The following is a 12018-nucleotide window of genomic DNA, read 5'->3' as shown; positions in this document are numbered from 1 at the left end:
GCGTTGCCGAGCGGCTGGCCGCCGGGATAGGCGATCAGCTTCACGTCGGGATTGGCGGCGATGGCAGCGGTTATCACCGGGATGCCGACATTGGGATCGGTACCCAGGCCCTCCGGGCTCTGCAGCTTGACCACCTTGAGGCCGGCCGCCTCGAAGGCCTGAAGCGTGCCCAGCTCGCGCTCGGCGCGCTCGATCTGCGACCAGTCGCTCATGACGATGGCGACATCGCCGGACTTGAGGCCAAACCGGCGAATGGCCTCTTCGCCGAGCGCCCTGCCCTGCGGGTTCTGCTGCGCGCCGACATAGCCGCCGCCGAACCTGCCGGTGACTTCGTCGACCGGGACGTTCTGGTACATCATCCGGATGCCGGCTTTCGCGGCCTCCTCGGCCAGCGGCATGATGGCGGCGTTGCCCGGGTGGCCCATCATGGCGATGCCGTCCGGTCTGGCGGCGACGGCCTCGCGCAGCTGCTGAGTCATCCGCTCCGAGCTCCAGCCCGAGAAGATGTAGTCGACCTTGGCGCCGAGATCGGCCTGCGCCTGTTTGGCGCCATTGTAGACGATCGAGGCGAAGGCGTCGCCTTCCGCGCCACCGGCGAAGAAGCGGATGGTGACATCGCTGCACCACTTGTCGCGCAGCGTCTCGGCCAGCACCGGGCTGGTGACGGCCGCCATGACGATGCCGGCCATCGCGGTGCCGGCAAGGGCCTTGAAGAGAGTCCTGGACACTGTCCCTTTCATATTCACGTCCTCCCAAGTGTGCGTTGCGCACAGGTTGAGTGCCGTCCCCTCCGGCCGGCACGAAAAGCATCAGATCGGGCGAGCGAGGATCGCCGCCCTCGGCCGCTAGCCCGCGACGTCGACGAAATCTCCCCCGCGGCAGGTCCTGAGGTACTCGAGCGCCCGCACCTGCCCGGTCATCTCGAGCGCATCGCGATAGACCGGATCGTGCCAGCCCTCGATGTCGATCGAGCCCGACCAGCCGGCGAGGCGCAGTTCGGAGATGATGTCGGTCCAGTTGCTGTCGCCGAAGCCGGGGGTGCGCATGAAGACGAACTTCTCCTTGCCGAAGATGCCGTGCTCGCGGATCACCTCCCAGCGCACCGTCGCGTCCTTGCCGTGCACGTGGAAGAACTTGTGGGCCCACTTGCGGATCTGCGGCAGCGGATCGATGAGGTAGACGAGCTGATGGCAGGGCTCCCACTCGAGCCCGATATTGTCGTCGGGCGTCTCGTTGAAGATCAGCTCCCAGGCGTCGGGATTGTGGGCGATGTTCCAGTCGCCGGTCTGCCAGTTGCCGTCCATGGCACAGTTCTCGAAGGCGATCCGTATGCCGCGGTCGGCGGCCCGGCGGGCCATCTCCGACCAGACTTCGCGGTAGCGCGGCAGGCTGTCTGGCAGCGGCCTGCCGCGCAGCCGGCCGGTGAAGCCGGCGACGCAGGTGGCGCCGAAATGGTGGGCGTTGTCGATGCAGTCCTTCCAGCCCTGCAGGGTCTGGCGGTCGAGGTCCCGGTCCTCCAGCGGATTGCCGAACATGCCGATGGTCGAGATGGTGATGTCGCGCTCCCCGATGGCGTCGCGGCAGCGTTTGCCCAGTTCGGCGAGATCCTGGCCGCCGGTGGTCTGCCAGAAGAACGGCTCGAAGCTCTCGAAGCCCAGATCGACGATGCGGGCGATGTTCTGTGCCGCCGCGCCCGAACTCGCCGAGATCATGGTGCCGATGCGGATGGTCTTGGCCGGGTTGCTCACGTCGATCGTCCTTCAGGCTGTGATTTCGATGCGTTGCCGGCTGCGCGCGCTCTCGATCGCGGCGAAGACCATGGCGAGGCTGTTGATGTTGTCGGCGCCGACCGTCTCGGGCGGACGACCCGCCTCGATGCTGTCGAGGAAGTCGAGCAGCACGCTGGCATGACCGTGGGTCCGGGCCGGGTCGGCGGGCGGAGAAACCTCGATGGGCGACAGCGGCCGGAAGAACCCCTCCGTGCCGGAGACGACATGGGCGGAGAACGCCTCCGCCCCGTCCCACAGCAGCGTGCCCTGCGAGCCGACGATGCGCCAGGCCGAGTCCCAGCTGGTATTGGCGCCTTCGGCGCTCCACGAGCCGCGATAGGTGAAGACTACGCCGTCGGAAAGCTCGAAAATCGCATTGGCGACGGAGCCCTGGGCATACCAGGAGCCGGCCGGGTTGCTCTCGTGGCAGTAGACGGCCAGCGGCGTCTTGCCGGAGATGAAGCGGGCCGCGTCCAGCGTGTGGATCGCCATGTCGACCAGCAGCACGTGCTCCATGGCCTCGCGGAAGCCGCCGAAATGGGCGCCGACGAAGAAGTCGCAATGGACGGCGCTGAGGGTGCCGAGCACGCCGGACTCGAGGGTCTGCCGGATGCGGCGGACGCCTGCGTTGAAGCGGCGATTCTGCACCACCGCATGCACCCGGCCGGCGGCCCTGGCCCTGGCGATCAGGTCGCGGCCGTCGGCCAGACTGGTCGCCATCGGCTTTTCGGAGAGCACGTGGCAGCCATGGCGCAGCGCTGCCGAGACCACCGCATGCCGGGCCTGCGGCACGACGATGTCGAACACCAGATCGGGCCGCGTGCCGGCCAGCAGGGCCTCGAGGTCGGGTTCGACGGCGGCGTGGGTGAGACCGAACTCGATGGCCAGCCGGTGCGCGGCGCTCGGATCGATGTCGTTGAGCCCGACCACGCTGATGCGTCCGCGCAGGGACGGCGTCTCGGCGATCGCCTTGAGCCAGCCTCTGGACATAGCTCCGCACCCGGCCAGAACGGCACGATACTGCACGATATCCCCCCCTCGTACGCCGCCGGCGGCGTCGCTTTGTCGCGATCCTGTCCGCCTGGCCCCGTAAACGTTTACGACGCTATAATCGACGACACTTCCGTGTCAATAGTGTTCCGAAATCGTTTACGGACGTGACTGGCGGTCTGGCGTTGGGGGGCGAAAAGGTGAAGGGAATCCGGCAGCTAGCCGATCGGCTCAACATCTCGATCGGGACTGTTTCGCGCGCCCTGAACGGTCGTCCCGACGTCAATGAGGAGACCCGCAGGCGGGTCCTCGAGGCCGCGGCCGAGTTCGGCTACGTCCCCAACCAGTCGGGACGGAGCCTGCGGCAGGGGACCACCAATGCCATCGGCTTCATGGTCGAGTCCGGTTTCGACACGGCGGGCAACCCGGACAACTTCTTCCTCGGCGTGTTCGACGGCGTGCAGACGGTGCTGAGCCGCCACCACCTCGACCTGGTCGTGCTGCCCTGCGCTACCGACGAGGACCCGACCCAGTACCTGCGCCGCATGGTGGCGCGCCGCCTTGTCGATGCGCTGATCATCTCGGCGACGCACCGCAAGGACGAGCGCATCGAGCTGCTCAACAAGGCCCGCATCCCGTTCATCGCGCTGGGCCGGTCGGCAACGCCCGGCGACCATCCCTGGATCGACCTCGACTTCGAGGGCGTGGCGCACCGGGCGGTGGACCGGCTCGTCGCCAAGGGGCACCGGCGCATCGCCGTGTGCGTTCCGAGCAACGACATCAACCTGGGGTTCGTGTTCCTCGACGCCTACAAGGCGGCACTGGGCCGGCACGGCATCGCGCCGGAACCGGGCCTCGTGATCCGGGCCGCCTCCTCCGAGCAGGGGGGTTACCAGGCCGCGCACGAACTGCTGACCATGGCGGAGCCGGCCACCGCGATCGTGCTGGTCTACGAACTGATGGCGATCGGCTTCTACCGGCGCCTCATCGAGGCGGGCCTCAGTCCGGGCCGCGACGTTGCCGTCATCGCCTTCCGGGAATCGCCGCTGTCGCGCTTTCTCTCACCGCCGCTGACCTGCTTCCGCATGTCGCTGCGCAACCTCGGCATCGCGCTCGGGGAATCGCTGCTCGCCTCGATGCCGGCCTATGCCGAAGTCTACCCGCAGGGCATCGTGCACCGGGTGTGGCCGATGGAACTGGTCGAGGGCGGCAGCGACCACGCCATCGAGGCCTGAGCCCCGGGCGGCGGGGGCGGCTCAGCCGTCGGTCAGCTTGAACTCGATCCGGCGGTTGCGGGCGTAAGCGTCCTCGGTATCGCCGGCATCGATCGGGCGGCTGTCGCCGAAGCCGGCCGCAACCAGATGCTGGGCAGGGATGCCCTGCTCGACGAAGTACTTGGTGACGGCGATGGCGCGGGCCGCCGAAAGCTCCCAGTTGGAGGGGAACTGGGCGGTGTTGATCGGCCGCTTGTCGGTGTGGCCGTCGATGCGCAGCACCCAGTTCACGTCGGCGGGAATCTGGGCCTGCAGCTCGGTGATGGCGGCCGCGAGCTTGGCGAGTTCGGTCTCGCCGGCGGCGGAGATGTCGGCCTCCCCGGCGCCGAACAGCACTTCGGACTGGAACACGAAGCGATCGCCGACCACCCGCACGTCGGCCCGGCCTTCGAGCACCTGGCGCAGCTTGCCGAAGAAATCGGAACGGTAGCGGCTCAGGTCCTGGACGCGCTGGGCCAGCGCGAGGTTGAGGCGGCGGCCGAGATCGGCAATCTGGGTGCGGTTGTCGACCTCCTTGACCTCGGAGGCCTGCAGCGCCTCCTCGAGCGCGGCGATCTGGGTGCGCAGCGCCGCCAGCTGCTGGTTGAGCAGCGCAACCTGAGCGGCGGCATCGCGCGACAGGTCCTGCTGCGCCTGCAGCTCGGAATTGAGCTGCGCGATCTCGGCATCCTTGCTGTCGCCGCCGATGCCGAATCCGGCGACCTGCGCGGCAAGCTGGTCCCGCTCGGACGTGGCGCTGCTGAGCGTCGCCTGCAGCGTCGCTATGGTCGAGTTCAGGTCGTCCGAGCCGGCCTTCTCGAGCTGCAGCAGTTCCGTCAGTTCGGCGATCTGGGCATTGAGCCGGGTCATCGCGTCGTCCTTGCCGCTGATCTCCTGGCCGAGGAAGAACTGGCTCAGCATGAACAGCGACAGCAGGAAGATGATGACGAGCAAGAGGCTCGACAGCGCATCGACGAAGCCCGGCCAGTAGTTGGTGACCTGGGAGCGGCGGGAGCGGGTCGAGCTGGCCATGGGCGGTCCTTTCCGGAAGCGGTCAGTTCGCCCGCTTGTCCGCCTCTCGCTTCTCGGTCTCGGCCTCGCGCATCATGGCCTCCATCAGCAGCTGCAGCTTCCTGTTGGTCTCGCCCTGCTGGATGATATGGCCGCGCAGATCCTCCTGCTCGGCCTTGATGTGCTTGACCAGCCCATCGATGCCGCGGGCGAGTTCGGCCATGGCGCGAATGGCGTTCTGCGAGGAACTGGAGTTCTGCAGGGTCGAGCCGAACTGGGCGAGCATGGCCGACATCTCGTCGGAAGAGACGCCGAGGCCGGTCGCCTGCATCTGGGTGACCGGATGGTCGAGTTCGGTCATCGAGGTCATCCAGTCCTCGAGATCGGTGTAGAAGGCATTCTGCGCCTGGCTGGCCTGCAGGTCGAGGAACCCCAGGATCAGCGAGCCGGAGAGGCCGAGCAGCGAGGCGGAGAAGGCCGTGCCCATGCCGCTCAGCGGGGCGGCCAGCCCCTCCTTGAGATTGGAGAAGAGGCTCGCGGTGTCTCCCGCCGTGGCATCGAGGGCCTGGATGGTCGAGGCCACGTGCGTCACCGTCTCGAGCAGGCCGTAGAAGGTGCCGAGCAGGCCGAGGAAGACGAGCAGGCCGGTGAGGTAGCGCGAGGTGTCCTTGGCCTCATCGAGTCGGTTGCCGACCGAATCGAGGATGGAGCGCATCGAGGAGGGCGTGATCATGGCTTCGCCCAGCCGGTCGCGCAGCAGGTTGGCGACGGGGGCGAGCAGCCGCGGCTGGGTCGCGGGCATGCGACCCTCCTGCAGCGAGTTCACCCAGTTGATCTCCGGAAACAGCCGGATCACCTGCATGAAGCTGAGCACGATGCCGATGGCCAGCGTGAGCAGGATCAGGCTGTTGATGAAGGGGTTGGCCCAGAAGAAGATTAGCAGCTGGTTGAACAGGATGGCGGCGACGAAGGCCACCAGCACCAGGAAGATGATGATCTTGACCAGATAGAGGCCGGGTGTGGCAAGGCGGTACGGGTCGTATGTCTGCGACATGTCGCTGCCCTATCTCGGTCGGGATTCGGCGTGACAGTATTGCGCTTTTGCCGCCACGCGCAACGTCCGGCAGTCCCGGATGCCGGTTAACCCCATGAAATCCCGGTAATGCGGCGCGATCGTGAAGGGGCGCCTCGGTCAGTTCACCGCCTTGACGATCTTGAGCAATTGCGCCTGGATCGTCTCGTTGCCGGCGATCACCTGACCGTTCCAGACGGAGCCGGTGGTGCCGGCATAGTCGGTCATGGTGCCGCCCGCCTCGCGGAGCAGCAGCAGGCCGGGGGCGACGTCCCAGGGCTTCAGGCCGGCCTCCCAGTAGCCGTCGAAGCGGCCGGCGGCGAGCCAGGCGAGGTCGGTCGAGGCCGAACCGGTGCGGCGGATGCCGGCGACGGCCGGAGTGACCTGGGCGAGCTGCTTCAACTGCAGGACGTCGAGGGCGCGGCCCTGGGAGTTGATGCCGGTGACGACAACGGCGTCGGCAAGGTGCTTGCGGCCGGCGACCCGGAGGCGCTTGCGGTCGTTGAGCCAGGCGCCGCCGCCCTTTTCGGCGGTGAAGAGCTCGTCCATCACGGGATTGTAGATCACCGAGGCGACGATCTCGCCGGCGCGCTCGAGGGCAATGGCGCAGGCGAACATAGGGATGCCATGGAGGAAATTGGTGGTGCCGTCGAGCGGATCGCAGATCCAGCGGTGCTGGCCATCGGAGCCCGCCACCTCGCCGCCCTCCTCGCCGAGGAAGGCGTAGGTGGGCCGGGCCTTCTTCAGCTCCTCAAAGCAGATTTCCTCGGCGCGCCGATCGGCGTTCGAGACGAAGTCGGCGGGGCCCTTGACCGAGACCTGGAGGTTCTCGACTTCGCCGAAATCCTTGGCGAGGTTGCGCCCGGCCTTGGTGGCGGCCTGGACCATGACGTTGAGAAGCGCAGAGCGCATACCGGGAAACTCCGCGCAGGAGAGCAGGGGGAAAGGGAAGGGCCGCGTTGTGCCCGAGATCGCCGCTCAGTTCAAGGGCGTTGCCGGTTCGGGCGTCGGCACGGCGGCGTTGTCGGCGACCTCGGTGGGCGGGGCCGACGGCCAGAAGCGGGCGCGCTCCTCGGCGGCGGCGAGGCGCTCGGCGGGGAGCGCGGACAGCAGCCGGTCGAGCTGCGGATCGGTCAGTCCCTGACGGCGGGCGAGGGCACGCCACATGGCGGCGGTCTCGAGGTCGGGCGCCACGCCTTCGCCGACGGCGAGCAGCTTGGCATAGCGGTTCTGCGCCACGGGGCTGCCGGACAGCGCGGCACGCTGGTACCAGGAGGCGGCGGCGCCGCGGTCCTGCGGCACGCCGCGTCCCAGGTAGAGCAGGGTGGCATAGTCGATCTGGGCGGCAACCAGCCCGGCCTCGGCGGCGAGCCGGAACTGCTCGGCCGCGCCGGCCGGATCGGGTGCGACGCCGGCGCCCTCCATCAGCATGCCGGCATAGTCGTAGCGGGCCTCGGCGACGCCGGCCTCGGCGGCCTCGCGGAGGAGCGCGGCGGCCCTGGTGAGGCTGGGCTCGGCGTAGATGCCCTCGACGTGGAGCAGGCCGAGATTGTACTTGGCCAGCACGTTGCCGGCCTCGGCCGCCTTGCGGAACAGCGCTGCGGCCTGCCGGCGGTCCTTCGGCACGCCGCGACCCTCGTTGTAGAGGAGCGCCAGTTCGAAGGTGGCGAGGGGGTCGCCGGCCTCGCTGGCCAGCCGGTACCAGCCGGCGGCCTTGGCGAGATCCTCGGTGATGCCGAGGCCATTGGCATAGATCTCGGCAATCAGGGTCTGGGCGAAGCGATCGCCCTGCTCGGCCCGCGGCAGGGCGAGATCGAGCGCGGTGAGGTAGTAGCCGCGCTGGTAGGCCCCATAGGCGGCGTCGATCCTCGGCCCGAAAATCTGGTCGCTGATCGCCTCGGCCTGCGTCCCCCCGGGTTGCAGCAGTTCGCTGGGCACCGGGCCGATGGGCAGTTCCACCATCCCCAGATTGTCGAAGCGCTGGTTCTCCGGGCGCAAATCCTCGATGTCCTGAGGCTGCTGGGCCTGTCCGACAGACGCCAGCAGCAGGACCGGCAGCAGCAGCGCCGGCCACAGGCGGCTCACGGCTGTTCCCCGCTCACCGGCAAAGGGAGGCCGATGAACTCGCAGCCGGCGGCATCGTACCGCTCGAGGTCGGCTCCGGGATCGCTCAGCACGCTCGGGATTTCCATGGTCTGTGCCCACCAGCGCCCCATTTCGCGCTGCGCCGGATCAATGGCGCCGAAAAGCGGCCCAAATAGGATGTAGTCGACGCCTGCCTCGCCCTTCAGCATGGCATCGTCGCGCGTGCCGAGCGCCGCCGCACCGACGATCCGGTCGGGCTTGAGCGCGGAGACCGCCTCGCGCACGGCGGCAAGGCTTCCCGAGACATGCAGGCCATCGGCCCCCAGCATCCGGACCAGCCCCGGCTCGCCTTCGATCAGCACGGCGATGCCGGACGCCTGCGCTGCCGGCACCACCGCCTTGACCAGGGTCTTGTAGGTGTTCTCGGCCAGATCCCGGCGCGGCAGCAGCAGCGCGGCGACTTCCGTGCGAGCGGCGACGTCGCGGATGGCGGCGAGGATCGGTTCGGGCAAGGGGCCCGGCGGAGCGATGAGGAAGAGTTCGGCGGTCATGCGGCTGTTATAACGATGGCGCCGTCGATGTGGAGGCGGATTCTGGCCGCAGGGTGGCCGGCCCCGTCGGTCCGTGGCGGAGCGGGCAAAAAAAGAGGCGCGGTCGAAACCGCGCCCAGTCGTCGGGAAGACGTCAGGACAGTCAGGCGGCGAGATCGAGCTCGGGCCGCCACTCGCCGAGGGCGGCGAGCGAATTCATGCGGGCCCGGTGCGCGAAGGCGCGCTGGGCGGCGGCGACGTTCTCGTCCTTGCCGTCCCAGGTGACGAGCGCCGAGGTCTGCAGCGCGCGGCCATAGGAGAAGGTCAGCGCCCAGGGCAGGGGCCCGAGCTGGTTCATGGCGGAAAGGTGCGCGGTGGCCTCCTCGTCCGACTGGCCGCCCGACAGGAAGGCGATGCCGGGAACCGCCGCCGGCACATAGGCCCGCAGCGTGTCGACCGTGCGCCGGGCGACTTCCTCGACCCCGACGCGATCGCGGGAGCGCATGCCCGGCAGGACCATGTTGGGCTTGAGCAGCATGCCGGAGAGATCGACGCCGGCGAGGCGCAGTTCCTTGAACACCGCCTCGAGCGTCTCGGCGGTGACTTCCTCGCAGCGCTGGATGGAGTGATCGCCGGGCTCGCCATCGGCCAGCACCTCGGGCTCGACGACCGGGACGATACCGGCCTCCTGGCAATACATGGCGTAGCGCGCGAGGACATGGGCGTTGGCGCGGATGCCGTTGCGCGAGGGGGCGTAGCTGGTAATGGCAATCACGCCGCGCCACTTGGCGAAGCCGGCACCCAGGCCGGCATAGTGCTTGAGGCGCTGGCGCAGGCCGTCGAGACCCTCGGTGATCTTCTCGTCGCGGCTGCCGGGCATGGGGAAGGCGCCGCGATCGACCTTGATGCCGGGGATGACGTCGGTCTCGGCGAGCAGCTCGCGGAAGGGCGTGCCATCGCGGGCGTTCTGCTCGAGCGTCTCCTCGGTGAGGATGACCCCCGAGATATACTTGCTCATCGCCTCCCTGGAGCGGAACAGCATCTCGCGGTAGTCGCGGCGCGACTCGAGGGTGACGGGCAGGCCGATCAGCGCGAAGCGCTTGGCGATGGTGCCCTCGGATTCATCGGCGGCAAGGATGCCCTGGCCGCGGGTCACGAGCTTTCGGGCGATGGCGTTGAGCGAGGCCATGGGCGGCGGAATCTCCGGTTGCGCAGCGGGCCGAGAATGCCGCAGCCGGGTCCATGGTTCGATTAGACATTCAGGTATCAGACGAAGGGGGGATCAGGCCTCCCAGTTCTCGACAAGCAGGTCATCGACCCGGAGGAACTCGCGGGTGTTGCGGGTGACGAGCGTGAGGTCGCGGGCGAGCGCCTGGCCGGCGATCAGCGTATCGATGGGTCCGATCGGCGTTCCCCTTCGTTGTAGAACAGCACGGATCTCCGCAGCTCGCAGCGCATCGTCTACGGTGAAGGGCACGATCGCAAGACGGAGTTGGCCGTAGTTGAGCAGAGTCTCATTGGTACGGACGCCCTTGTAGGCACCGAAGTACAGTTCGTGCATCACGAGCGACGACAGTGCGGTGTCCGACGCCGACACACGGCGCAGATGCTGCTGCACGAGTGAGTTGCCGCCAAGCAGGGCAATAACCGCGTTCGTATCGAGCAGATACTTCACCGGAAGAGGGCGTCTCTTTCGGGGCGATCCTCGAACGCTCCTTCGTCCTCTTCGGCTGCGGCAATCACGTCAGGATCGAGCGGCTCAAGGTTCTCGAGCCAAGCCCATTCGTCCGTAAACCGGGTCTCCTGGGCAGGCAACTCCAGAATAATGAGATTTCCCTTGCGGTGGATTTCGACCTCCGCGACATCGTCCGCGATACGGAACTCCTTCGGCAACCGCACAGCCTGCGAGCGGCCCGACCAGAAGACCTTTGCTTTCGTGGTGCGCATCCGCGCCTCCGTCGGCCGATATCTAGCAGTGATATATATCAGCGCGAATCGCGTTTCAACCTCACCCCTTGAGCGCCTCGACGCCGGGCAGGGACTTGCCTTCCATCCACTCGAGGAAGGCGCCGCCGGCGGTCGAGACGTAGGTGAACTTCTCCTTGACCCCGGCATGCGCGAGGGCGGCGACGGTGTCGCCGCCGCCGGCGACAGAGACGACCTTGCCGGCCTTGGTGCGGGCCGCGACGTATCTGGCCACCTCGACCGTACCCTGATCGAACGGGGCCATCTCGAAGGCACCGAGCGGGCCGTTCCAGACCACGGTGCGCGCCTCGTCGATGGCGCCCTTGATGCGCTCGATCGAGCCGGGCCCGACATCGAGGATCATGCCGTCGGGATCGATGGCATCGGCGCCGTAGAAGCGGTGCGGGGCATTGGCCTCGAAGCGCCAGGCCACCGTGGCATCGATCGGCAGGATGATGGCGCAGTGCACCGCGTCTGCCTTGTCGCGGATGGTGTTGGCCGTCTCGGCGAGGTCCTTCTCGGCCAGCGACTTGCCCACCCCCAGGCCACCGGCGTGCAGGAAGGTATTGGCCATGGCGCCGCCGATCACCAGCGCATCGACCTTGCTGATCAGGTTGCCCAGGAGTTCGAGCTTGGTCGAGACCTTGGCGCCGCCGACGATGGCGATGACCGGGCGCTCGGGATTGCCGAGGCCCTTCTCGAGCGCGAGCAGCTCTTCCTGCATGGCAAGGCCGGCCGCCGCGGGCAGCAGGCGTGCCACCGCTTCGGTCGAGGCATGGGCGCGATGCGCGGCGGAGAAGGCATCGTTGACGTAGAGATCGCCGAGCGAGGCCATGCGGCGCGCCAGGTCGGGATCGTTTTTCTCCTCGCCGGGATGGAAGCGGGTGTTCTCGAGCACCAGCACCGAGCCGGCCGGAGCCTCGTCGATGGCCTGGCGGGCGCGAGCGACGTCGACCCAGTCGGTGGCGATGAAGCCGACGGGGTGGCCGAGGGCCTCGACCACGGCGGGCACCACCTGCTCGAGCGAGAACTCGGGGTCGACCTTGCCCTTGGGGCGGCCGAAATGGGAGAGGATGATGGCCTTGCCGTCGACCTTGACGATCTCGCGCAGGGTCGGGATCAGCCGCTCGATGCGGGTGGCATCGGTGACCTTGCCGTCGGCGACCGGGACATTGAGGTCGGCGCGCACGAGGACGCGCTTGCCGGTGAGGTCGAGGTCGTCGAGGGTCTTGAACTTGGCCATCTGGGATCCGCCTGATCGAGTGTACCGTGACGGTGCTATAGCAAGGATAGCGGAGTGGGCAACAGTACGCGTTGTCTCACAGGCCGACGAACAGGGCGGC

General features: G+C 67.9%; 13 protein-coding genes. 1 reads left to right on the top strand and 12 read right to left on the bottom strand.

Translation table 11 applies throughout. From position 1 onward, the window contains the following. The 3 genes from ACE3TU_RS12720 to ACE3TU_RS12710 form a co-directional block, all read right to left on the bottom strand. A partial coding sequence (locus ACE3TU_RS12720; RefSeq protein ID WP_374624708.1) for a substrate-binding domain-containing protein occupies positions 1-728 on the bottom strand: 728 nt, incomplete at its 3' end. A 117-nt stretch (positions 729-845) separates the two neighbouring features. Beyond that, positions 846-1748, bottom strand: coding sequence for a sugar phosphate isomerase/epimerase family protein (locus tag ACE3TU_RS12715; RefSeq protein WP_374624706.1), 903 nt, complete (start codon positions 1746-1748; stop codon positions 846-848). A gap of 12 nt (positions 1749-1760) precedes the next feature. Beyond that, positions 1761-2798, bottom strand: a complete 1038-nt coding sequence (locus ACE3TU_RS12710; RefSeq protein ID WP_374624710.1) for a Gfo/Idh/MocA family protein — start codon at positions 2796-2798, stop codon at positions 1761-1763. 161 nt (positions 2799-2959) lie between these two features. On the opposite strand from ACE3TU_RS12710, the gene ACE3TU_RS12705 reads away from it, so the two are divergent. Continuing rightward, a complete protein-coding gene (locus ACE3TU_RS12705; protein WP_374624704.1) occupies positions 2960-3994 on the top strand; it encodes a LacI family DNA-binding transcriptional regulator in 1035 nt (344 codons plus the stop codon). Between the two features lie 21 nt (positions 3995-4015). Here the strand turns inward: ACE3TU_RS12705 and ACE3TU_RS12700 are convergent, their stop codons facing one another. The 9 genes from ACE3TU_RS12700 to pgk form a co-directional block, all read right to left on the bottom strand. Further along, entirely contained in the window at positions 4016-5044 is a 1029-nt protein-coding gene (locus ACE3TU_RS12700; protein ID WP_374624702.1) for a peptidoglycan -binding protein, read from the bottom strand. A gap of 22 nt (positions 5045-5066) precedes the next feature. Further along, the gene (locus tag ACE3TU_RS12695; protein ID WP_374624700.1) at positions 5067-6077 is read right to left on the bottom strand and encodes a flagellar motor protein MotA; all 1011 of its coding nucleotides are present in this window, start codon (positions 6075-6077) and stop codon (positions 5067-5069) included. A gap of 138 nt (positions 6078-6215) precedes the next feature. After that, a complete protein-coding gene (locus ACE3TU_RS12690; protein ID WP_374624698.1) occupies positions 6216-7007 on the bottom strand; it encodes an inositol monophosphatase family protein in 792 nt (263 codons plus the stop codon). 66 nt (positions 7008-7073) lie between these two features. Further along, the gene (locus tag ACE3TU_RS12685; RefSeq protein ID WP_374624696.1) at positions 7074-8180 is read right to left on the bottom strand and encodes a tetratricopeptide repeat protein; all 1107 of its coding nucleotides are present in this window, start codon (positions 8178-8180) and stop codon (positions 7074-7076) included. Further along, positions 8177-8731 (bottom strand): thiamine phosphate synthase, encoded by a 555-nt coding sequence (locus ACE3TU_RS12680; RefSeq protein WP_374624694.1) that lies wholly within the window; start codon positions 8729-8731, stop codon positions 8177-8179. Before ACE3TU_RS12680 ends, ACE3TU_RS12685 begins: the two co-directional genes overlap by 4 nt. A gap of 142 nt (positions 8732-8873) precedes the next feature. After that, positions 8874-9899: a class I fructose-bisphosphate aldolase gene (locus ACE3TU_RS12675; RefSeq protein WP_374624692.1), complete on the bottom strand. Its 1026-nt coding sequence runs from the start codon at positions 9897-9899 to the stop codon at positions 8874-8876. A gap of 93 nt (positions 9900-9992) precedes the next feature. Continuing rightward, positions 9993-10385 carry a type II toxin-antitoxin system VapC family toxin gene (locus tag ACE3TU_RS12670; protein WP_374624690.1) on the bottom strand — a complete coding sequence of 131 codons (393 nt, stop codon included), beginning with the start codon at positions 10383-10385 and terminating at the stop codon, positions 9993-9995. Then, on the bottom strand, positions 10382-10657 hold the full coding sequence (locus ACE3TU_RS12665) for an antitoxin (protein ID WP_374624688.1): 276 nt from the start codon (positions 10655-10657) through the stop codon (positions 10382-10384). Before ACE3TU_RS12665 ends, ACE3TU_RS12670 begins: the two co-directional genes overlap by 4 nt. Before the next feature lie 61 nt (positions 10658-10718). Next, entirely contained in the window at positions 10719-11918 is a 1200-nt protein-coding gene (gene pgk / locus ACE3TU_RS12660; protein ID WP_374624686.1) for a phosphoglycerate kinase, read from the bottom strand. Positions 11919-12018: the final 100 nt, after the last annotated feature.

Origin of the sequence: Devosia sp. (assembly GCF_041917035.1) — a bacterium.
In the GTDB taxonomy this organism is placed as follows: Bacteria; Pseudomonadota; Alphaproteobacteria; order Rhizobiales; family Devosiaceae; genus Devosia_A.
This window is presented reverse-complemented; position numbering and strand designations above follow the sequence as displayed.